At 49.7% G+C, this 23,324-nt stretch carries 13 protein-coding genes; 1 reads left to right on the top strand and 12 read right to left on the bottom strand.

Annotated features, from left to right (window positions below; translation table 11 throughout):
• Window positions 1-392 precede the first annotated feature (392 nt).
• The 5 genes from VIS48_06110 to VIS48_06090 all read right to left on the bottom strand — a co-directional run bounded on the left by VIS48_06110 (window position 393) and on the right by VIS48_06090 (window position 11,065).
• A complete protein-coding gene (locus VIS48_06110) occupies window positions 393-2,177 on the bottom strand; it encodes a T9SS type A sorting domain-containing protein (GenBank protein HEY9165720.1) in 1,785 nt (594 codons plus the stop codon).
• 87 nt (window positions 2,178-2,264) lie between these two features.
• Entirely contained in the window at window positions 2,265-5,309 is a 3,045-nt protein-coding gene (locus tag VIS48_06105; GenBank protein ID HEY9165719.1) for a TonB-dependent receptor, read from the bottom strand.
• A 648-nt stretch (window positions 5,310-5,957) separates the two neighbouring features.
• The gene (locus VIS48_06100; GenBank protein HEY9165718.1) at window positions 5,958-8,333 is read right to left on the bottom strand and encodes a glucosamine-6-phosphate deaminase; all 2,376 of its coding nucleotides are present in this window, start codon (window positions 8,331-8,333) and stop codon (window positions 5,958-5,960) included.
• 445 nt (window positions 8,334-8,778) lie between these two features.
• The gene (locus VIS48_06095; protein ID HEY9165717.1) at window positions 8,779-10,008 is read right to left on the bottom strand and encodes an ROK family protein; all 1,230 of its coding nucleotides are present in this window, start codon (window positions 10,006-10,008) and stop codon (window positions 8,779-8,781) included.
• A gap of 316 nt (window positions 10,009-10,324) precedes the next feature.
• Window positions 10,325-11,065 carry a hypothetical protein gene (locus VIS48_06090; GenBank protein ID HEY9165716.1) on the bottom strand — a complete coding sequence of 247 codons (741 nt, stop codon included), beginning with the start codon at window positions 11,063-11,065 and terminating at the stop codon, window positions 10,325-10,327.
• A gap of 416 nt (window positions 11,066-11,481) precedes the next feature.
• Here VIS48_06090 and VIS48_06085 point away from each other — a divergent pair, with 416 nt between their 5' ends.
• Complete coding sequence (locus VIS48_06085; protein ID HEY9165715.1) at window positions 11,482-11,973, top strand: hypothetical protein; 492 nt, start codon at window positions 11,482-11,484, stop codon at window positions 11,971-11,973.
• A 321-nt stretch (window positions 11,974-12,294) separates the two neighbouring features.
• Here VIS48_06085 and VIS48_06080 read toward each other — a convergent pair whose 3' ends face one another.
• From VIS48_06080 to VIS48_06050, 7 genes are all read right to left on the bottom strand, one after another.
• Complete coding sequence (locus VIS48_06080; protein ID HEY9165714.1) at window positions 12,295-13,170, bottom strand: DUF3078 domain-containing protein; 876 nt, start codon at window positions 13,168-13,170, stop codon at window positions 12,295-12,297.
• 172 nt (window positions 13,171-13,342) lie between these two features.
• Window positions 13,343-13,777, bottom strand: coding sequence for a large conductance mechanosensitive channel protein MscL (gene mscL, locus VIS48_06075; GenBank protein HEY9165713.1), 435 nt, complete (start codon window positions 13,775-13,777; stop codon window positions 13,343-13,345).
• 312 nt (window positions 13,778-14,089) lie between these two features.
• On the bottom strand, window positions 14,090-15,106 hold the full coding sequence (locus VIS48_06070) for a methyltransferase (GenBank protein HEY9165712.1): 1,017 nt from the start codon (window positions 15,104-15,106) through the stop codon (window positions 14,090-14,092).
• 421 nt (window positions 15,107-15,527) lie between these two features.
• Window positions 15,528-19,331: a T9SS type A sorting domain-containing protein gene (locus tag VIS48_06065; protein ID HEY9165711.1), complete on the bottom strand. Its 3,804-nt coding sequence runs from the start codon at window positions 19,329-19,331 to the stop codon at window positions 15,528-15,530.
• A gap of 70 nt (window positions 19,332-19,401) precedes the next feature.
• On the bottom strand, window positions 19,402-21,177 hold the full coding sequence (locus VIS48_06060; GenBank protein ID HEY9165710.1) for a caspase family protein: 1,776 nt from the start codon (window positions 21,175-21,177) through the stop codon (window positions 19,402-19,404).
• Between the two features lie 18 nt (window positions 21,178-21,195).
• Window positions 21,196-21,699 (bottom strand): hypothetical protein, encoded by a 504-nt coding sequence (locus VIS48_06055; protein ID HEY9165709.1) that lies wholly within the window; start codon window positions 21,697-21,699, stop codon window positions 21,196-21,198.
• Complete coding sequence (locus VIS48_06050) at window positions 21,696-22,604, bottom strand: DUF4384 domain-containing protein (GenBank protein HEY9165708.1); 909 nt, start codon at window positions 22,602-22,604, stop codon at window positions 21,696-21,698. Before VIS48_06050 ends, VIS48_06055 begins: the two co-directional genes overlap by 4 nt.
• Window positions 22,605-23,324 lie beyond the last annotated feature (720 nt).

Below are 23,324 nucleotides of genomic sequence, written 5' to 3'. Positions count from 1 at the left end.
GCGCAAACATCGACGGTCGCAAGGTCTGCCAGCAACAGAGATTGGAAGTGCCCCGCTGGAGAACCCGGTGGGATAACCTTGCGAATGCCTGGGTCCTGTTCTGCAAGCATGGACCGGAGTTTGTGCACGGCAGATCAGTGACCACACACTCAAATAGCATGACGACTCACTCGAGACGGGATTGTTGAAGCGAAAGGATGATGAGTGGAATGGAGATGCGAGGAACGCGCATCGCTGTTTTATCTTCGACGGAGGGAGTTACCTAACCCGAATACTCAACGGACATTTTTTCTTTCGGGCAACTCAAGAGACGATCAAGAATAATTGACACCGTGGATGAAAATTCGGCGGGGCTGTCAGCTTTGGACTGACAGCCCTTCGCCGATGGCGATCTACTTCAGAAGGAGCATCTTTTTAGTAATTGAATTAGTCGCCTGCTGGAGCGTGTAGAAGTATACTCCGCTGGAGAATCTGTCCATGTTGACATTGAAGGTATAAAGCTGACCCGCATTCCTTACGCCTTCGTCCACAGTCATCACCAGCTGACCGAGGACATTATAGATCTTCAGGCTTGCCGGGCCGGTTGCGTTAAGCGTGAAGCTGATTGTAGTGGTCGGGTTAAACGGGTTCGGATAATTGTTCCTGAGCTCGAACTTGCCGGGAACGGAGACAACCTGAGGTTTAACTCCGAGTCCAAGTCCACCTGCTGCCAGCCATGCCGCCTTCTGAGTCGGGAACTGGTTCAGGTCTCCAAGCGCGTACCCGTCGCTACCGGCGGTTTGAAGTGAGACGTTCGAGTACGCGAGATTCGGCAGTGGCCACAGCCAACTGAACATCGGTTGACCGGCAGTGTAGTCCCACATGAAGCCCGGGTACAGGCCGGCTCTGATCGCAACAACATATTTCAAAGCACTATCAATCTGGTTCGAAACAAACGAAGGAAATCCTGGGTCAACGCTGTCGTTTGCCCATGCGCTCAGTCCAGGGAACATAGTTTTGTTGCTGAACATGCCTTGAGTCCTGCCGTTCATCCATCCAGCCGGCGGCACCAGGATCGCTTTTATCGTATCGTTGACGAGCAGCGTGTCGTGAGGACCATGGCTCGGGTTGAAAGATGAATCGGAATAGCTCACAGCTACCTTCTTTGTAACCGTGTCGTTATAGGCGGTCCAGAAGTTCACAACTTGTGAGGGCCAGAAATACGCATTGTTGTGGATGAGGACTTTCCTAGTAGCATCGGATAAGTGCTCCGCAGGGTATTGGGCAATCCAGTTTAGCAACCCGAGAGTATCAAGACTGATAGTGGACGAGCCGCTCCATGCGAATGACTTGTAGGGAACAGTGTCGTACCACGCGCCGTAGGCTTCATCGATCTGCTGACCGATCATCAAAGTAGAATAGAAAATGTTATTGCTGACGATCTCATTGGTCCCGAAGAAATCATTCTGCGGGTTAACCATGTTCAAACAGACGGTGTTATGCTCAAAGCGATTAAATCTAACGTAGCCCGTCGGACAGTAGGAATACGAATTGTCGTTGAACATAGTATTGTTGACCATGATGATAGTATCAGTCGGCACTCCATGCGACTCCCAATCGTGGCCACCAAAGTATGACGAGGAGTGAATGTCGTTGATGAAGTAATTGTTTGTGAACCAGAAACTGTCCCAGCTTCCGTTCTGGTCGACGGCGCCATCGCTCCATTCGTCGAATACGCAGCCATCAACAACGACCTTACTGCTGTCGCCGTTGATGTTGACTGCGCTGCCCCAGCCTAGCCATTGGTTGTTCGGTCCAACACCAAGCAAGTAAAGGTTTTTCAGCGTGAGATTTCCTTTGTCTGAGTTAAGGAATGTCCACACAGTCGAGCCATCTGGCAAAACAGCCGACGCTATTACTGGAGGCGCTCCTGCACCATCGGGAGCAACGATTGTGAGAGGACCCTTCGACTCGAGTGTCGCAGTATAGAAATACAGGGAATCTCTGTAAAGAGCGTAGATCGCATTCGCATGAGCTCGGCTCCCGTCCGCGAGTGTGTCACCGCCTATGAAATCGTTAATGTTACCAGCCGGGGATGCTGCGACCCAAATCGTGTCGGATTGGGCGAACAGCTGTCCGGGCGATGCAGCCAGTAATGCCACTGCGCATAGAACAAGGGCAGTGAAAATCGTTTTCATGATAAGTCTCCTTTGGTTTGGTTTGATTCTTGACGTTTCGTACAAATGATGCCTTCCTCCGCTTTCGCTCGGCGCCTTCAGCCATAGTCACAGCTGCAGACGAATTCCCAGGTCAGCGGTCATACCATAATGATCCTCGGCGCTCGGGAAATTCGATCCATTGTTGAGAGTTATATCACGAGCACCGTTGATATTGTAAAGGTCGAAAAATACCTGAACCCCGAGCCAGGGTAGTCCCTGTTTAACAGAAGCATCCCATCTGAGATACTTGTCGGTATTGGATCTAAGTTCGGGCCAGAAGTTATATGCCTCGAAGACATTACTCTGGTAGAGCATCGAGACGCGTGCGGAAAAATCCCTGTAGTCGTATCCAATCGCAAGATTTGCCACAAAGCTCGGCTGGTTGATAAGACGATCAGTGAAGTAAGTGCTTATCGTGTCAGCCTTGAAGGGATATTGGCTTATTACATGTATGTAGGTATAGGGATATTTAGCCTGTGAAAATATTCGAGAGTAGTTCGCACTCAGAACCAATCCGGACAGGGGGCCCGGCAAGTACCAAAAATGCGTCTCCCAGTCAACCTCAGCACCGTATACTTCAACCGCATAGGGGTCATTGACGCTCGTGTTGATCGAGTACCCGAGAGCATAAGTCGGCACGCCCGGAAATTGAGACGCGTTGAGAACATAAGTGGTGCCGGTAGAAAATATCAGGTCGTTGATATGCTTGTAAAATCCATCAATGGATAACAAACCGATTGTGTTGTCGTAAATCGACAAGATCGCATCGTAGTTCGATGAGTGCGCCGGTTTCAACAGATAGTTGTGGTAATCAACCGAAGATGTACCGACCTGCAGTTCAGGCGTTATGGCACTGACGTCGGGATAAGTAATCGAATTGGTGTATGCTAGATGAATCTGCATCCATGAAAGCGGGTTATATCGCAGGTGCACCATCGGCAACCAAAAACCATGAGCTACATCGACAGTCGTATCTTTATGGATGTATGTGTATCTCGAGATCGGCCCGAGTTGACTCAGGGCGCGTGGTGCCGTGTAGTCTGTCTCGAGAACTTGGTACCGGATACCCGGGAGAAGAGTAAGGTCGGGACCAAAATTGACCGTTGCCATTCCATATCCGGCACTTCTGTATTCTTTTCCAGAGTAATCCGACGTACCCGAAGCAACAGCATTATAAGACCAAGATTCCAGGGTGCCATATTTCTTTGCCACCTGGAGCATCTGGTTCAAAAGCCCCACGTTCATCGCAGGCCCCATATTATAGCTGCCGTCGAAGAAGTGCTTATAACTGTAACCGCTGTCGGTTACCAGGGGGATTATCATACCATACTTCTGAATCGTCGGTATCATCCAGGGAAATGTATTTTCAATACCTTGAATTACATTACCACCACTATACCAGATATTTCCGTCGGACTGTTCGTAGTTGTAGGACCTTGTCACATACTGAAATTGCCCACCGAATTTTATCGTGCTTGTAAGCCAGTTCGAAAAGTCAAGATTGGTCTTTAGATCCAGTGACGCTGATATGTTTCTCTGTTTGGTCATACTGTTTGCGTCCGCGACACTGAACATTTGTGTGATCGGAAGACTGTCGTTTGCGAGGGCCGGTATCTGTTGAGGGCTCAGGTTCTCATCATTTACATTTGAGTATCCTGCAGACAACTGCTGGAACTGGTAATCGTTGTTGTAAGGCAGATAATTCTCTGAATAAGAGTGCGAGACCTTTGCGTCTATGTCGAAGCTCGATATTTCTTTCTTGAAATCAAGGATGTTAGTCAATTGAGTCAATTGTGTTTCCTGGTCTGTCAGCGAATATACGTGGCTGTTGCCCTGATCAAGCAGCTTGAACGTTTCAGCCCGATCCTGCTCTTTCGTGTCCCCGTAGCTGTAGAACGTCATCAGATCAATCTTGCCGTCGTTTAGTTTGTAATCCATGGTGATCGTGCCATCATATCGTTGTCTCTCGCGGGGGATGTCTGTCAGCGTGACATCATAGAGGTAGGTTCTGTTGGTCACGCCAAAGTTTTTTGTCTTTATATTGTAGTCCGCACCGAGCTGGTTTGCGGATAAATTTCTGCGCTCCACCTCCACATCTGCGTAGACACCAAGGCGTTCATCGAAGAATCTCTTCTCGCCGCTGGTGCCAAGCCTGTAATCGCCATAGTCGTCCTTCAGGTTGTTGTAACCGCCCTGGGCCAGAAGATGGAACGCCGACACGCCGGTTTGAGCCTCCCTCAAATCAAAGTTCACGACACCACCCAGCACCGCAGCGTCCATGTCCGGAGTTATCGCCTTGGTGACCTCTATTCCTCCAAGGCTGTTCGAAGAAACCATGCTCAGGTCCACTGATCGATCACCAAAGTTGGAGAGGTTCGCCAGCGCTGTTTGATCGTTGATCCCCGGGGAGCGGGTATCCGGCAGCAAATTATAGGAGGTATTGGGAGTGACATTCCCACCCATCTGGACGCCGTCAATCGTTATCTGATTGTATTGCGGTGCGAGTCCGCGGATGACCACTTGAGAGGCCTCGCCGCCCTCTCTGATCAAGGATACTCCGGGCAGCCTGCCGACCGATTCCGCCGCGTTCGCATCAGGGAGCTCCTGAATCTTCGCGGCGGATACGACATTCGTAATCTGCATGGAGGACAGTTGTTGGTTTATCGCCGCATTTTGTCCGCTAGCCTGCGCCGTCACCAATACACTCTGCCCTTGAATGGCAACCGCTTCGAGTTTCAGGTTCTCGGTCAGGTCCTGGCCTTCATTCACTGTGATCGGAACCTCAACAGATCTATAGCCGACATAGGTAGCACGAAGAGTGTAAGAGCCGGGCGGGACATTCCTGATAATGAAGTCGCCAGCCAGGTCGGACGACGACCCCAGGCTAGTCCCCTTCAGAAGGATAGTTGCTCCAGGAAGTGCGTCGCCTGTTTGCGAATCCTTAACACTACCCTTTATACTCGAATTTGTCAGAACCCCCGCGCCATAAGCGGAAACCTGAAAGAGCAAACCAGTGACGAGCACGCTGATTGAAATGATGATTCCTAGCGGTGAGGGAACGGCGACTCCCGCGAAAAGTCTGTGGCTTACAGCTCTAATTTGGATTGGCATACTTCCTTCCCTTCGAAAACTCAAGATTGGAAAATGCATGTACGCAACTTCTTAGATTCGCATCGGACGGATCTGCCTTGTCACTAGTTCCTCGCTCCCGCGCTTTAATCCTTTGCCAAGGTCATCGTGCGCCCAAAATCGTGGTACGGGATTTCGCCTTGACCGGTGTGAAAGGCGATGTGACTTCCCGCTCCCGCAGTCTTCGAAACGACCGCCTGTTTGTCGGGAGCACGAACAAACCAAACAATATTAGACAATCATGGGTTGATTGTCAAGTGCCGCCTTGGCTGGAATGGGGACAATTTAGGCCGGTTTCACCGTTGCGCGCACCCTTGTTTTCAAGCGGATAGGTTTGTTGATTTTTTTTCTGAAGAAATTAAATTCTGAAGCTAGGGACACGGAAGGCCTCATGTCGACATTCGCAAAATCGAGTCCAGGCTGACGGACCTGATCGTCGCCGGGTAAGGGTCACTCTCAGGCTTGCACTTCCCGCTTGCCTTCGACGCCCGAATTAATCGACGAGAGGCACAGAGGCGTGGAGAAAAGATTTTGTTCTCCCCTCATCTCCTCTACGATTGGATTCAACCGATTGGATAGGAGGATTTCTTTTACAGATTCGAAGCGGCTTACCTGGGCGGAACTTTCTGCTTAGATATTCTCCGTCGATTTCCTCAGTGCCATGCAGGTTTCGTAAAACTCGTTCAGAGTCATCGCTTTCACGAATACGAACCCTCTTGTAGCACGAATCAACGGACTTACATGTTCGTTGAAGTATTCGCGGCCCAGACAGGTTTTCAAAATCCTGTATTGCTCAACCTGAATCTTCTGTGCAAGCTCCGAGAACGGTCCGTCATATTCGTAGCTCGGAAATGAGGCGCCACGCTGCGACGCAAACGCGTTCATGAAGGAATCGTTGAGAACCGAAAGCATGTTGAGAGATACCGGTACATATACATTCGACTCGGATGGATGGAAGCGGTACCAGATGTTTCTATACCCGATCACCTTAATGTTATCTTTTCCCGTTTCTTTCTGATACATCTTCAGAGCTTCCGCCATGACCTGAAGAACTTTGTAGTGGGTATCCGGTCCGCTCGCCTCCGGATCAAGGGCAACACCCACGATGTCAGGTTTGACTTCACGCAAAATGCCCAGGACCGGTACGACATCTCTCCCGATTTCGGGTTCTTCCGTAAAGACGTCCCCCTTGTAAAAGCCGAGGCGCGCGTGCACGATTGACGGCGAATTAAATCCGAAATATCCCCAGAGGCATTCAGCCTCCCATTCGCGGACCATCCCTTTAAGACGCTGAATATGAGGCAGGTCCTTTTTGCCCGGGTACTGTGTCTCGAAATAATTTATCAATTCGTCTATCCGGTGAAGAATATTTTCGCTGCTGTCATCTTCGAACAATGTTGTCAGGTTCCGGAGAAGTCTTCTCGCTTCTCCTTCGCGTTTCGTATGGGGATTGTTCTCTGCCACCCCGTCCAGGTACTGCCACACGTCCCGGTTGCTCTTGTGATCGTCATTGGCGGTAAAGTAGTTTTCAGAGAAGAGCTTGTCGAACATTCCGCGGTTAAGGAAGTATTTAAGATTTCTCAACTGCTCCAGCATGTATTCATTCGTCACCGAGTTGAATCCGCTCGTTAGCGTGAGGAACGTGTGCCTGTTTGAAGCATCGCGCGTCCTCCGGACGACGTATGCCAGATAGCCTAGCATTATATCATCATGGTGCGGCTCAGTGTGAAGAAACACGGTGTTAAGTTCGGATTTGCTCCCGACCGCGATTCGCTCAACGATGTTCTTCTCTATACAGGCGGTTATCGCGTCAATGCCATCGGGCCGTTTTCGCAGCAGCTCTGAAGAAAGCCTGTTACTTTCGAAATCGGCTCGCGTGAGATCTCTAATCCTCTTTCTCTTCTCAACGGCGAGGTTTATGACAATCTCTTCGGTCTCCTGATCGGATATCGTCTTCTTCCCGACCAAACCCTCATATCGTCTTTCATCCAGCAACTTAGCGGCGCCTCTTGTTAAATAGAAACGCGCGTTAGTAAGCGACTGAAGAACGGTGGCCGGATATCGAACATGCTTCGGATGTTGAATCGCGTTCGCGACCACCTGTGCTTTTGCCTCGCCGGCAGCCATTATTATGGCAGTGCAATCGGGGTTCCGGGTGATCGTGCTCAGCCCTATCGTTATTACGTGTCTGTTCCTGGACACCTCTATGCCCCCCAGATCAGTCGCCGCTGCTGCCTGCGTCTCGTAATTGGTCGGTGTCAGTCTTGTCGTTGAGTTTAGATCAGACCCGCGAATATTAAAACCGATATGGCCGTCGGGTCCGATTCCGCCCAGGAAGAAGCCAATCCCTCCGAGGGCACGGATTCCTTCCTCGTAGTCCGCACACCACTGGTCCACATTTTCGAGAACGGCTTGCTGAAGGCGGTCCTGCGCTGTCTTCGGCTGTCGAAACCTCAGTGTCAGATCCACTTTGTTGTCGGGCCAGACATCATCGAGCTTCTTGCCGTCGGGGAGTCCGATTTTGCTGCAGTCGATAAGCATACTTCTCTTCGGGTCGAATCCAAACGGCTTTATATAAAATTTGTTCACATAATAATAGAAGCTGTTCTGCTGTTCAGGATTTATCGGATAGAATTCATCTATCTGGACGAAGTGGAGAGATTTCACATCAGGTTTCCGCGAAGGGTCGACGCCGTTGGCCTCAAGATCTTTCTTCAAGGAGTCGTCGCCCCAGTTATCAAGATAATGCGAGACCCACTTGATAAAATGCTCGGGGGTCTTTCCAGTAGGAAGGGAGACTGTTCCGCCCGCATTATCCTGCATCCACTCAAGGAATCTCAAGGCAGTCAGTTTACCGAGCATGGGAAAGTTGTCGACCACGATCACTCCGATCTTCTCTGCCGGCGAGTAGCTCAGCTTCTCACCTGAGACCGCAAGGGCCTGCAACTCAACTTTCGAGAAGGTGCTTTCTGTTTTTTCTCTCCTCGTAGAGTCTGTTTTTTTCAATCTCTAGATTCCATCCTTTCTACATTGCCAAGAAAAATCACCGGATCATTCTTAGGGAATCAATCCCGACATCATAACAAATTGGAGGATACAAGGATTCGGGGGCTGACGTCGAGCCGCCCCATCGGCCGCAGGACTGCCCAGCAACTTCCGCGGTATCTCATCAGTCAAACTCGCTGGTGATCTCCTATTCTAAATCTACGTAGTGGTCGGTTTATTTGCAAGAAAAACTTTCTTCGTTTGGAACAGGAGCCTCTCTTCGCGAAGCTTAGGCCAGCCTCGGGACGGATTTCCAGGCCACCGCTTTTTTGCAAGAAATTAGACATATCAATTCGTCTTAGAATGCAGCGAGTTCAAGATCATTCAAGCTGTAGCACTCATTTACTCGATAAGAAAACATACCGGATAGATGTCTAAGGCAATGTGCAGGTAAAAGGAGTGTGGATCAGGAGGCACGCCGAGCAGAAGAAACCTTTTTAGCTCCTCTGCCAGCCGCTCCGAAACTTATCATCCTGACGTTAGGTACTTTGAAATGATTGCTAAGGATGATGGATGCCGCTCCCATTGCAACGGAATAATGACCATGCGAGCTTGTCACTACACTCAATGTCTCACTTGTGATTGAAAGAACCTGAAGGTCGATGCTGCTTTTTACGGGCGCTGCAATGATCTCGCCCAGCTCGGCAATGTCTCCCGATATAATTAACATGTCAGGATTTAGAACCGCGATGTAGCCGCTTATACTTCTCCCTATCAAGTAACCCAACCGCTTGAAAAACGCAAGAGCAACTTCGTCACCTTGTTTGGCAGCGTCGATCATGATGTTGACATCAATGAGATCGGGCGTGGACTCGTACTGTTTCAGGATTGCCCCCTTGGAGAGGAGATTCCTGACATTGTCCAGCATTTCCCTGAGGTTCAAGAGAGGTGAGTTGATCTCGCCCGCGCTGAAGGAGGAACCATGGTAGAGCTCCTCGTTGATTATCAACCCGATACCCATTCCGCGGAATATTTTATCGAACTCGACAAGCACCGTCATACAATTCTTGCTTTCCTTCGCAACTCCAACCCACTTGTCGCCAACAGCTGAAGCATTCGCGTTGTTCTCTACTACGATCGGAAAAGAGTAATGCTTCTTCAGTGCGGAAAGGAATGGCACGTTCATCTGTTGAAAAACACTCGTCATGACGGCGACGCCAGTCTCGCTGTTCACTATCCCGGCAACGGCGATACCCATTCCGATCACCTTGCTTCCTTCTGCTTTTGAGTCGGCAAGGACGTCATCCACTATCATAATAATCTGTTTGACTAATTCGTCGAGAGATTCGAACTCCTCGACCTTATAGGTCTTCTTTGCTACGATGTCGGCACTGAAATCAAGAACGACTGCAGTGAGCTGACCGATTTCAAAATCCAAACCGATGGCGTACGCAGCGTCTTTATTCAAACTCCAAAGGTACGGCTTCTTGCCGCCCTTTTCCGTCGACTCGCCCTTGCCAAGGTTGATCACCATGGACTTCGCAGACAGGTCGTTCAGTATGTTGAAGATTGTCGACGGTCTCATACCCGTGACCTTGACAAGATCTGAACTCGAAATGATTCGATTCGTCCTGATCAAATTAAGGACGAGTCGGTCGTTGATACTCTTTACTAACTTCAGATCACCTGTTTGCATTTCCTCGCTCTGTATTTGTCTCGATCTTAATAGATAAACATACGGTCGTTAGGTCGGATTGACCACTTGAGTTGAGAAGCTCGACCATTTCTTGCCGCGTGGAAATTATACACAACAGGCCGGATTATTTCAATAAAAATCATTCTAACCTCCCCAGATGGGGAAATTTTGACGATTCTACGGACCTAAGATTAAGAGAACAACCGCGGCTAGGCACGATTCACCGAAGAAGTCAGTTGTGCGAATCAGCATCAGCACCATGGTGTGATTATCCCGATGCGACTAGGGAACGCGCGCTCAAACAAGAAACATCCTCTCATTCCCACCCTTCATCTGCCAGCTTCGAGTGCAACTCGTTGGGATGATGGCGACAGTAATACTCAATCTTGCTTGAATCCTCGTGCGCTTTGCTGTATGTCCATCCTTTCGCCATCAAGTTCCGCTCGTGCAGCTCGTGAAGAAGAACATAGGGGCGCTCCACTTCTTCAAGATCATCATCAATCCATACTTCATTCTGAGGCACAAACTCATACACGTAATCGTGCCCGCCTTCGGTAAAATCAATGTCGAAGACGCTTCTCACTAACCTGCCATTGATGATCCAAACACTGATTCCAGTTTCTAATTTCTTCCAGAGCCGCACGTGCACTTTTGTTGAATCAGGAAGATTGCCTCCGCGTGTAAGCTTTTTAATATCACCCGCTCTCTTACGCTCTGCCCTCTCTTTCTTATCGGCAGCCTCCAGCGCAGCGTCATAGGGAACACCCTTCTCCATCAATCTGTGTTCAACCAGCAGATGGTCGATGAAGAAGCTCTGTTCGTGCTCCGTTGCCTCCTTATCGAGCCAAAATTCATCCTTCGGAATACATTCGAAAGCATAGTGTTGGCCGAAGTTTGTAAACTCTTCATCGAGATGTGTCCTCACGTAAGTCCCGTCGACCACCCAGATAGCAATCATTCCTCGTTCTCCGACTTTCTTGATGTACGGTGGCTTGAGTGAAGATTTCCCATTCTGTGGTATCGGAGCCTTGCTTTTACTTTGTGCCTTCTTGCCCATTGTTGTCTCCTTGGACCAGGTGATTCTTAATTCACTAATATAACACTCGCTCGGTTCTTGGAGGGACGTTAAATGTTAGCGGTCCGATTTCGCATTGGCAACTCGAAGATCAAGCGCGTGGCATCGACATTCAGCAGAATGACAAGAAGTCGTTTTCCCGAAAATAAAGGGAAACAGATGCAGTGCCCATGCTCCGGAAATATTGCCACGAGAAGGTGCGACGCATTCAAGTTTTTACTAGGTCTCTTCGCTGGGCGACACTTAGCGAAAAGAACATTGGCAGTTACTGCACCCTGCCGGGTGAACCCTGCACTGCGTGGAGGCTCCAGCAAGATGGGATGGACATTAAAGCACTCAGATTGTGAAACGTCCTTTCGGCTGGTATATTTATGTGTAAATAGCAAAAGGAGAAAATCATGAAGACGAAGTTCTTTCGAGTCTTTGGGGCCCTCCTAATCGCGGTCCTTATTTTGCCATCCTTGAGTGCTGCGCAGACCAGGCCGATCAACATCGCTTTGTTCAATCCCATCCAGATTTTTCCGGAGAGCAATTCGATCGCGGGCCTACGCCTGAATCTCATATATGGCAACAATGTATCAATGGTCGGATTGGATTGGGGGCTGGTCAACGGTATCGGCACGGGCGGATTCACCGGACTGCAGTTTGGCTTCGTGAATATTTGTGACGGGGACTTCGTCGGTTTCCAGGGCAGCGCCCTGAACCTGACCGACAAAAACGTTGAGGGACTACAGTGGGGCTGGTTCAATTCTGGTTCTCATGTCAGCGGATTTCAGCTCGGCCTTGTGAACTATGCCGGGAGCATGAAAGGTCTCCAGATTGGAATCATAAACATCATCAAGACTGGCGGATTCATGCCAGTGTTCCCGATCGTCAATTGGTCCTTTTAATCCTGATTATTATCACTTCATTGCCCCGTCAGTATGCACGGGGCATTTTTTTATACGCTCGCCTAAGACTTACTGCTACAACACCGGATTGTTTTGGGGGCACCTCATGAGCGCGACATTTGATTATCAAGCTTCGCGCGGGTGGTGCTCATACCAGGAGTGAGAAGATGACGAACATGTGACTCCGTGGAAACCGGCTCTTGAGCTGAATGAGGAAACCGGGCAGAACTGATCTCACTAATACTTGAACTTCCAAAAGAAACAGACAGAAACACCCTCTCGCAGATACCGATGAGAGACTCTGGAGATACTGGAGCTTTATCAGAATATCGTGTACACCAATCCAAGCTGCAGTCCCTCTTTCATCTGCGTCGTAAGAGATTGATCCTTCTGATACACCAACAAGTAGTTGAAGTTCACGTTGATAAAGGAATTAACCTTCGCCGCAATCATATTGTCCCACCTGACATCCCAGACTTCCAGACTGTTGAACCTAGTAAAAAGGGTAAGGCCCGTCGTCAGAAGAATATTGTCGGCAATCTGGAGTTTCGCCTGGGTGACAGATTCCAATCCGATCTCCAGTTTAAAAGCTTCCACCTTGTCCGTTGTGTTCGGGTCATCGGTGTACTGGCGATACTTGTTGGCAAACACCTCCTGCGTTGCCACCCCCAGCCGGGTCGATAAGTCACTCAACTTGTTGTAGCTGAACCCGAGACTTTGCGTAACGTACCCGGGGTCGAAGAAGTCTGCGATCAAAACTGGCTGGGGACCGCCGTATGAATATCCCGCGGTGATGGTGGTGATCACAGCGTTACTGAAGTACGGCCTGACAATCCAGCCGACCTTGCATGTCAATACGTTCTCCAGGAAGAGTGTGTTGTCGGTCGTAATGGTGCCCTGACTCCCAAGTTTCGTGCTCCCGTAAGCCGCTTTGAGATGGTTCTGAAGTCCCCAGATCTCTCCCCTGTAATCGTAACCCAGGTTTGCGGTCACGGTCCACGCGAGTGCGTTCGAGCCTCCCTGCGTCCAGTTACTGAACGCAATTTGACTGACGTTTATCCCGGTGACCATGGTGGGAACCCATACGTTGATTGAATCCTTCTTAAGAGTATCGGCCGCTGCCGGCCGAGCTGCGACAGTCTCCTGCAATCCCAAGGCGCAGCAAACCGAAAACAACAAAAAGGCAAATCTTCTCATGGCTGAACTCCCTAGTTTTGAAAAGCGTGAAATGTTGTCTTTGCGGACTTGAACAGAAATCCGAACAACCACTCTGTTCGCGGAAACCGAGCGATGATCCAGAACCAGGTTTATCCTACCGGCTGTTATCCTCGTGCGGCCTCCGGTCTCCAGACTCCCGCATGCTTGTATATCAAAGCTGGGATGTACAAAACGGACATCTCGACGCTTTGATATTGATGCTCGATTGGCAATGAGGGCATATCTTGGTGTTGGATACCGGTGCCGGCTGCTGGCGCTTCAGTCTGTTCATAAGTTTCACGACCATGAAGAGTGCCCAGGCGACGATCAGGAACGAAACGATGCTGTTCAGAAATATCCCGTAATTTATCGTCGCCGCGCCTGCCGCCTTTGCAGCGGCCAGTGAGCTGTACGTACCCGGGGATAGATTGACGAAGAGATTGCTGAAATCCATTCCCCCGAGGATCCTCCCCAGAGGAGGCGTGATTATATCGTCCACCGATGATTTCACCACCGTTCCGAAAGCCGCACCGATGACAATGCCGATCGCCATATCAACAACATTACCTTTTACGGCGAACTCCTTGAATTCATCGAAGATTTTCATTGCCTCATGACCTCCTGATTTTCATAAAGTGATTTGATTTTATCAGGCAAATATCCTGAACGAACCCCATTTTGCATAACAATGCCAAGATAGTAACCCCATCCGGCATTGGCAACTTTGAGATCAATCGCGCGCCCTCGATGATGAGTCGATTTAAGGAATGTCGTTTTCGCGCGAAGAAAAAGATTTAGCGAAGCATATTACGCTCAGACATTCTAAGACCGAACTTGAATGCCGTGCGTTCGAGGTTTGAAGGAGAAACTCGTGGGTGGAAAATCAAAGAAAATATTTCCAGTGAAAGAGTAGCAGCCGTTAGAGTTTTTTCCTCCCGATCATAAGTTCTGTTGCAAACCGGGTTTTCGTCCTGCTGATCTTCCTTAACCCGGCACTCTGCATCCAGTCACGCACCTCCGATTCAGTGTATGTATCGCCTCCAAGCGTGTTCACCAGCATGTTGAGAGAGAAGTAGGTCCCCGCCGCGGGTGAGGTCCGCTCGCTATTCATTATATAGTCCAAGACGACGAGACGTCCATCCGGGTTCAAGGCTTCGAACGCCTTCCTGAACAATTGCCTATTTATATCCGAGGAGTTGCTATGGATGACCGCTGACATAAACACCAGGTCAAAACCGCCCGGCAGAGGGTCCACCGTGTAATCGCCTCCAACAACGGTTATCGATCTGTCGAGATTCTCTTTGCCGACGTAGTCCTTCGTCAATTTCGTAACATTCGGCAAATCAAAAACTACGGCACTCATTCCTTTCTTCGCGCGAACGAATTCCATTGAGAAAGCTCCAGATCCGCCTCCGACATCCAGGACGCGTCCTGCCCTTTTGAGGTCGATCAGCTTTACAATAGCCGGAGCCTGGCGGATCGCGCGCATATGCATCGCTGCTATGAAAGCCCCCAACCAATCCACCGCGTGTCCGCTCACTGGTTCGCGCCGGGCTACTGATGACCCCACGCGCACAGCATCTGTAAGGGTGCTCCAGGTATTCCACAGACTGACCTGATGCATCAGCCCGCCGAGGTACTCAGGTTTTCCCTTTATGAGAAAACGTGATGTGAGCGGAGTGTTTGAGAATTCACCCTTCTTCTTGACAAGATATCCCGAAGCACTTAGGACATTCAGCAGCCTGTCGGTTGCCCGTGGGTTCGTTCCCGCCATTCGTGCCACTTCTTCAGAAGACTTCCGCCCGTCGCCTAACATAGAAAAAAGATCGAGCTCGAAGGCAGTCAACAGAACGCGTGCCTCTCGAAAGGCAAATACTGAATCCATTATCCTCGAAGGAGAGAGTTTTCTTTTTTCTACCGGTGTGTGTCTCGCCATGGTTGCCTCATGCTTTACAGGTTTTGTCGGTCATCAACAAGTTTCATGCATCTTCACTTGACGGGAAGAGCAGCTGAAGCAATTTACGAATTATGTATCACTAAAATTACGTGGCGCCTCGCTCTACCGGCACTAGTCATTACCGGACTCCTATCGGAAAACCGGGACAGAGCTTAACATGGATTCCCGCTAAGGGCACGCGGGAATGACAGGCTGTTGGTTGGTACCTGCTCCTGCATCGGTCGTGCACGATTCAAGCATTTGAAACCGATACCACACCAAAAGTTCTGCAACCGACTCAATCGATGGCAGTCCGATTGGGATGCGAATACTCTGAAGTTCGTGGCGCGCAAGTGTGCCCCGATGATGATGAGGTGAGCTCTCCGTTATTCTCGCTTCTTTATCGACACAAATCCGCAGACTATTTGAGCAATACCATCTTCTTCACTTGCGTGAACGGACCGGCAGAGAGCCTGTAGAAATATACTCCACTTGACAGACCTGTCCCGTCGAACGGGACTTCATAATAACCCGGCGAGATGTTTTCGTCCACTATACTCTTTACCATCCTCCCCAACACATCATAGATTGCCAATGACACCCGCTCTGTCCTCGGAACTTCAAATCGAATGACTGTAACCGGGTTGAACGGGTTAGGATAATTCTGGTAGAGAAGGAAATCTTTGGGCTGGAGTTCTGCAAGCTTGGCGTCAATAAACGGTTTGTCACCGATGAGAATCGAGTAGTTCTTGATCTTGTTATATGATGGGATCGCGATCCCCGTCGAGCCTTTGAGGTTGTACGACCTGTTGAGATCCTTATCGATCAGGTAAACCTCGTATTGGCTGATCCCTGTGGTAGAAGATAACTTCAGAGATTTACCTGTCCTGTTTCTCACATAGAAATCAAACTCCTGACCTGTCCCGATCGTGTCCCTGTAATCTGTTACGAGCTCCTTCCACCCGGCATGTACAGTGGAGTCAACGACACAGATTCTCGCCCGCTCGAAATTACCAGGCGGGGCGAATATGTTTCCTCCTCCCGACATGGGTCTCACCCCTACCGTAATTGAAGACAGACTAATCTGATTTTCCGATAACGTCATGGCAAGATTCTGGTCTTCGACCTTTTCCAGGCGAGCTACACCGGTAACCGTCGGAGAATAAACGTAAGGGATTCTAAGCTGAGAGGCTCCGATGTCATTGAAGAAGTAATACCCTTCATATGGATCGAGTGTCGACGATTGAGAATAAGAACCACTGGAAAAGGCCCAGATTGGCTGAGACGTGCCGTTCAGGCTTTGTACCGACGACCAGTCGACGCTCTTTTCGAACGGATCTGAAATAAGATTCCAACCGCTGTGAACGGTTATCGAAAAGCAGTCGGCCGTGTCCAAAGTCACGGTTGTCACGTTTTGTGATACAGAAAAAGAATCCCTGCTAAGTATCCAAAAGGCTGTGCCTGGAAGAAAATAGAATTTCCCGCTGCCGTCGTACTCCTCCAAATAGTTTTGATTGTCGCCATTGTCCCAATATGCGTTCCAATCCTTTCGCTGCGTACCCGTAACAACATTCGATAGAAGAACATCAATATCTCCAGGCAGGCCAATCATCCGGTAATGTGAAGAATCTATAGTGGCAGGAGGAGTGTACTGCGTTGAGACCTGAATCGAAGACTGGTATGTGAACGTTGTAAAGACGTCTACGGTCGACCAGCCGCTCGTGCCGTTCGGGTTGCTTGCATTTACCCGCCAGTAATATGTTGTCCCTCTGGATAGTCCGCTCACGCTCTGTGAAGTCGAAGCGATATTAGACCTGTCAAAAACGGTGGAAGAAAACGCGGACACCTTCGATACCTGCAGCTCGTAACTTGTAGAACCTGGAGAAGCGTTCCATGTAAATGTGGGTTTGGTCCCCACTCCTGTCAATCCATTTGCAGGGCTGGCAAGCGTCGGCACAGGAGGTGATGCACTCGCCGTGGTGAAACTCCAGGTTGCCGACCATGCACCGGTACCTGCCGAGTTACTCGCATCTACATGCCAGTAATACTTCGTCGAATACGCCAGGCCGCTCAGACTCCTGGATGTGCCAGTCAATCCGCTTGCATCGTAAATCGTTGTGGCAAAAGTTGAATCGGTTGACGCCTGTAGTCTATAACTCGTTGCTCCGGTCGTGACATTCCATGTCAGCGTAGGATTGATAGAGACGTATGACGAAGCATTTGCCGGACCTGCAAGCGACGGCTTGGACGGCACAACAATGGTCGAGTTGCTCGAACGATATACTCCTCCACCCAGGCTTCCTGCAAATAGATAACCGGTCGAATCTAGTGCCACCGACTGGATGTCATCACCGCTCAAACCTGTCAGGCTCCAGCTGGCGCCGTTATCCGTCGATTCGTAAACTCCACCGAGCCACGTCCCGGCGAAGATGTAGCCTGAGGAATTAATTGCCAAAGACTGGACATGAGTATTTGCAAGGCCGGTGCTCACAGCAGTCCAACTTCCGCCTCCATTTGTTGAGATGTAAACTCCATTTCCCCATGTCCCGGCAAAAATATTCCCGGATGAATTAATGGCAAACGAATAGACTTCACTATTCGCCAGGCCACTCCGCGACCAGCTCGTACCGTCGTCTGTCGAAAGGTACACACCATCTCCCCACGTTCCTGCAAAAATATGGCCGGAGGAATCGATGACCAGTGATGTGATGGAGCTATCTCCCAAACCACTGTTCACATGCGTCCAGGCAGCGCCGTTGTTCGTCGAACGATATACGCCTTCAGTATCCGTTCCGACAAAGATATGGCCGGATGAATTGATTACTGACGAATAGACAGTGGTATCAGTCAGGCCGGTGTTTGACTGAGTCCAGCTTGTACCGCTGTTTGACGAGATGAATACACCGCCGCTTGTCCCTGCAAAAATGTTGCCTGCCGAATTGAATGATATAGAGCGAACTGTCTTCCCTATCAAACCGGATAATGCCCAACTGCTCCCTCTATCTGAAGATTCATAGATCCCTCCTCCATCGGCTCCTGCAAAAATATTACCGGACGAATTTGCCGAAAGCGACCAGATATTGCTTGATGTAAACCCGGAGTTCATCTGTGTCCAGGTAGTTCCGTCGTCAGTTGAAAGATAGACACCTTCACCCCACGATCCGGCAAAAACATATCCGGAAGAATTGACCGACAACGATGCAACATAGCCGTTAGCCAACCCGGCGTTCACCAGGGTCCAATTGGATCCGTTGTTTGTCGAAAGAAACACGCCTCCGGTTGTGCCGGCAAAAACGTAGCCCGAGGAATTTATCGCAAGCGAGTTAACAACGTTATTCGATAATCCATTGGTTAAAGGAGTCCAACTTGCTCCGTTGTTCGTAGAAAGATAAACGCCGCTGCCCCAGGTCCCGGCGAAAATATAGCCGGAGGTACTAACAACGAGCGAAGAAACACCGCTGCTCAAGCCATGAAGATTCGTCCAGCTTGAGCCGCTGTTCGTCGTATACGCTATCTCCTCGCTCGTTCCGGCAAAAATGTATCCGGATGCGTTAAACGTCAGTGCATAAGCCCGGGGTCCGTGTCCAATCAGGGTCCAACTGCTCCCGTTGTCTTTGGAGATGTAGACCGCGGTATCGACTCCGGCAATAATGTACCCCGATGCATTGACTGCCAATGAATAGACATTACTGGTAGCACTCAAACCGCCGGTCAGCTGCGCCCAGCTGTTGCCGTTGTCTTCCGATCGATAAAGTCCCTCACCCTCAGTGCCTGCGAAAATGTATCCAGTGGAGTTGACTGCCAGCGAGTAGATGTAGGTATTTGTCAAGCCGGCTTGAGTCCAGCTGTTCCCGTTGTCTGTCGATTTAAAGACTCCTCCTGCATAGGTTCCTGCGAAAATGTACCCGTAGGAATTTACGGCAAGCGCGTTTACCAATCCTCCGTATGGACCATTCGTTTGCACCCAGGAAACCGAGTCGGCCGACACCCGCTTGCCTAAATCGCTCGTCACCCGCGATTTCGATCCTCCCACTTTGGGATTCATGACAACTTTCTCCGCAGCGTTTGGTGGGACCATATTCTTGAGAACCGTGGAAAGTACGGTTTTCTCGCCTTTGTGAATCTTAATCGGAGTGTTACCACCGGCGTAAGACTGTAACGTAAAAGCCGTCATCATAGTCAGGCATGCGGCAAGGACTGCCGTGTATACTCGACACCTTCTCATCGTCATATCTCCCAATCGAATCGACGATCCGGAAAACCGCTTCTCAGGAGTGCACCCGTCAATACGTCGATCACTTAGCTCCTTCATAAATCACCCAGTCGCTTCCATAAAATGTTGGTGTTTGGTCTTTGCTGCTAAGGCGTCTTGACCATCGCGGGACTCCATTCAGCTCGTCGGCAGTGAACTCGTATAACTGTTTCGCGGTCACAGTGTTGTTGTGCTTGTAGTCAGCTCCGCCCTGGAGACCCTTGAGGAAGAAATATGTAAACAGACTCTGCTGTTTATCTGGATACCAGGTGCTCACCTGGTCGCCGCTCGCACTTGTTATGATCGTTGCATTGCTGGAGGCCATCGCATTCTTGTTTACAGTGACATAAATTGGGCTAACGTTGGCAAGAAGGGTGCCTTTAACTGAACTCCCGGAGAAGCACGCATCCAGAACGACTGTCACGTGTTTCAATTCCTTTTCTGTGTCGATCTTGTCAAGATTGGAGTAAAGAGTTTTCAGCGCGTAACCATTAAGGGCAACATGTGCCGGATCGCAATCCACCGGAACGATGTAACCTTCCTTCGAGTCGGTCTCAGGAGCTCCATGTCCGCTGTAATAAATGAAGACTTCGCCACCTTTCGCGGTATAGTCGTACAGCTGGCCCTTGTAATTTGTCTCATTTCCAAATACGCGGGTCATGTCAGACTGCGAAGCATCCTCTATATAAATGATGTTGTCAGACTGATAGCCCATGGTTGTGGTCAGGTATCGCTTCATTAATGCCGCATCGTTTATTGCAAAGTCCACAGATGGTGCTTTGCTGTAATCTTTGTTTCCTATAACTACAGCAAAAGCATCAGACTTCACCCGCGCTGCAACAGGGAGATTCTCGCCGATATCAAGTTTCAGGTTGGCCACGTCGGGGATGTTCGCTTCTTCGGTCTTCCTGGCTGCAAGTACAGTCATCTGAGGTTTAGCCAGTGGCGCATCGAACGGAAGGTCGAGCGTCTTGGACGTGGTAAATTCTCCGCTCCGGTCATCAACGGCAATCTCTATGCGCACTTCGGTCGCACGGTCGTTCGTAATCAAGCTCGTGGTCACGTCCCTATAGTCCCCCGGTTTCAAGTCACCTATCTTGAAAGCTGAATGGAAAATTTTATCCTGTTCCACGGCAGCGGAATCGAGCGACATAATATTTTGCCCGAGAGTAAGCGATGCGACGGTACCGTAACTTGTAGTTCCACCTTTGTTCTGAAGCCTCAAAGTCACAGACACCTGTTCACGTTTCTTGATCTTCCCGGTTCTGTTGAGATCCTGAATACTATAGTCGGCCAGTTCCACATTCGGCGGCTGAAATGCCTGGGTCGGGACAACGAGCACCTTTTCGGGGTCGAGGTCAAATCCGTTCTTCTCAAGCACCTTGAGCGTAAACTCAACATTACCTGTGGAGATGTGGTGAGAACCCTTCAAGAGCACACGCGTCGACGTCTCCTCGTTGGACCCAAGGCGCGGAATAACGGGTGGATTAAGAACGTCGATGCTTGAGTTCTCCGCCGAAGCCACCAGCTCCACCTTGCATTCCTGCGCTGGCTTTCCACCAATGTCTTTCAGCAAGACAATGACCTCTGCGCTTTCATCGGCACCCAAAACATTATCACCTGATGAATCTTTGAATGTGATATCGGCAGTTAAGAAGGGACTGTAGGCGTTTATTTGATTTTTCACGTTCGCCGCTTCACCCGGATTTGTAGTCTGAATTACGGGCTTCAGAGATCCTGCCTGGGTTCTGCCGGTGGCAGTCTGTCCAAAAGCAGCGCCGGTCAAAAACATTACACATAGAAAGAGAATTTGCTTCATAGAATCATCTCCATCCTCTCAAGGCCTTGCTGGCGGAACGGGGAATTGGTTTCCTCCGCCGGCCTTTTTGAATATGTCAGGGCCAAATATGACAGCTGCCCCGCCTACAACGATAGCGCCTCCCACATAGTACATCCAGGATGCCCCACCCTTTGCTACTCCCATGAGAGTAGCGTTGACTTCAAAGTAAAAGTCCTCCCCGTCGAGTCCGTAAGGAATTTCATCATAAAGATGCCAGACGATCTCTTTATTGTTACCGGAGAATGACCCTGTGCCGGCGTCACCCGAAATATACTTTGGAAGCATCTTGAAGAAAGGCTGCGATTCTCTTCTCAGGACAAGCTGAACCTTGTAGGGCTTATCCGTCGGCCCGTTGAGATCATAATGGACCACTACGTCGCTGTCTCTCATCGAATATGAGACATTCGTGAGAGTTATCTCTTGAGAAAAAATGGGTTTACTGCTGAGCGCCACGCACGCCACGCTCCCAAGACAAATCATGAAAAATGTTCTCTGTTTCATCTTAACCTCTTTATAATGAAGGTTGCAGATGCAGTTGTCCTCAAGTCCTGTGGAATTAACACGAGCCACTTCTGAAAATCAAGAATTGCGCTCTGGTATGTCGGTATTATTCCCACGGATTCGTGGGTCATTGTCTGTGAATAGAAATCCACCTTCTTCTTCAAAGCGACCAGATAAAACATCTCTGTCGTCGTTTCTTTTCCAGGCGGCAAGCCCACTGTGAGGTTGATGGGGAGACGCGCAATCTTCTTATCGAACGCGCCCGGGCCTTCAGCAGCGGGATAGAAATTGTCTTTGAGATAATCGTTCGGCAACAAAATCATTACCGAGTCGTTTGCCATGATGTCAAAGAGGTACAGATAACAGTCCTGATTGACCGACACAGAAAATTTCACCGCGTCATTGCGATCAATGGCACCACGGTCATAGTATGTGTCTTTATCCAAATGGATTTCCGCCCTGAAGTTCGGGTCAGGTACTCCTCTGTCCTTGACCACGAGGGCGCGGATGGTGATTTGATAAACAGGAATCTGGTTCTCGCTGCTGAGTTTTTTATCGAGAATTTCTTCGGAGGTTACCTTACCGCAGGTTGTGGAAGTATTGAGTTCGGAGAAAGTGCTGAGGTAGTCGCTTTGATTCCTGGAGTTGACAGACTCGGATGTTACGCCAAAGGTTTGGGAGGTAATGCTCACGCCGAGAGAGCTTCTTATTGCATTCGCCTCGGCATCGTGAAGCGCACGCTTCCACCCCTCTTCCGGAGTTACTTCTGTGCTGTAGCACCTTCCCCGGGCTTCCACCCAAACGCTATCGGATTGGGCGCGCGCGCGTCCACCAGTTACCACCACGATTAATAGTGAAAGAAGCCCTGTCGAGACTTTGTGCATCCACTTGTATCGCTTCGACACTTGCACGACTCACGACCTTTCTTTCGATGCCCTTACGGGTACGTTGCGTCCCAACAGGAATATAAAATAGGCGCGGAATGAATACAACAATGCGGTAGTGTCCCAACTTCAACCGCGATTATGTCCCTTGCGAAAACGGAGTCCCGTTGGGTGGGAAGTGTGTTTTCAAGCTTCAACACCTGGTTATAGCGATTTTTTGCTAGGTGAATGAATTGGAATAGCTATTCAAAAAATCGCATTCGGCTGAGTGCGGGACGATCCCGACCGCTCTAGTCGGCACCGTTTTCGCAGGGCACCCTTTTTGCGCCTCCGATTATTTTTCATGCGGCGCATCCGCAGAAGGCGGACTTTCGGTTCACTTTTCCCATTCCACAATTATTGTATATGAACGGGATCCCATACTTGTACCCCGAAGCCCGAGGGCACGCGGGCGTAGAGCGGGACTTTTGGGTGAGCAAAAGCCCGCCTTGCGGATCGCGCGCATTTGTAAACACAAATGGAGCGCGAAAAGTGAACAACTACGAGTTGATGAATCTCAATGACTCTTATGTACTTTCCTTTGTCTTGATACAAAGGAAAGTACCAAAGGAAAAATCAAGGCTATCGGAAAAAATGGTTGACAACTCAACTCGTTGAGCCGGAAATTTCCGCTGTGAAGAAACAAATGCCGCCTTGTGGCATCCCGCATTATCCATTCTTAATATTAATGAGCGGGATAAA

This window comes from Candidatus Kryptoniota bacterium (genome assembly GCA_036567965.1).
Taxonomy (GTDB): domain Bacteria; phylum Bacteroidota; class Ignavibacteria; order Kryptoniales; family JAKASW01; genus JAKASW01.
Note: the sequence above shows the minus strand (reverse complement) of the source record. Positions and strands in the feature narration are given on the sequence as shown.

Bases quoted from the DNA above. Each gene is read 5' to 3' on its own strand.
- VIS48_06105 (HEY9165719.1), bottom strand. From the start codon at position 5,309: ATGCCAATCCAAATTAGAGCTGTAAGCCACAGACTTTTCGCGGGAGTC.
- VIS48_06090 (HEY9165716.1), bottom strand. From the start codon at position 11,065: ATGGGCAAGAAGGCACAAAGTAAAAGCAAGGCTCCGATACCACAGAAT.
- VIS48_06080 (HEY9165714.1), bottom strand. From the start codon at position 13,170: ATGAGAAGATTTGCCTTTTTGTTGTTTTCGGTTTGCTGCGCCTTGGGA.
- VIS48_06085 (HEY9165715.1), top strand. From the start codon at position 11,482: ATGAAGACGAAGTTCTTTCGAGTCTTTGGGGCCCTCCTAATCGCGGTC.
- VIS48_06055 (HEY9165709.1), bottom strand. From the start codon at position 21,699: ATGAAACAGAGAACATTTTTCATGATTTGTCTTGGGAGCGTGGCGTGC.
- VIS48_06110 (HEY9165720.1), bottom strand. From the start codon at position 2,177: ATGAAAACGATTTTCACTGCCCTTGTTCTATGCGCAGTGGCATTACTG.
- VIS48_06065 (HEY9165711.1), bottom strand. From the start codon at position 19,331: ATGAGAAGGTGTCGAGTATACACGGCAGTCCTTGCCGCATGCCTGACT.
- VIS48_06095 (HEY9165717.1), bottom strand. From the start codon at position 10,008: ATGCAAACAGGTGATCTGAAGTTAGTAAAGAGTATCAACGACCGACTC.
- VIS48_06070 (HEY9165712.1), bottom strand. From the start codon at position 15,106: ATGGCGAGACACACACCGGTAGAAAAAAGAAAACTCTCTCCTTCGAGG.
- VIS48_06060 (HEY9165710.1), bottom strand. From the start codon at position 21,177: ATGAAGCAAATTCTCTTTCTATGTGTAATGTTTTTGACCGGCGCTGCT.
- mscL (HEY9165713.1), bottom strand. From the start codon at position 13,777: ATGAAAATCTTCGATGAATTCAAGGAGTTCGCCGTAAAAGGTAATGTT.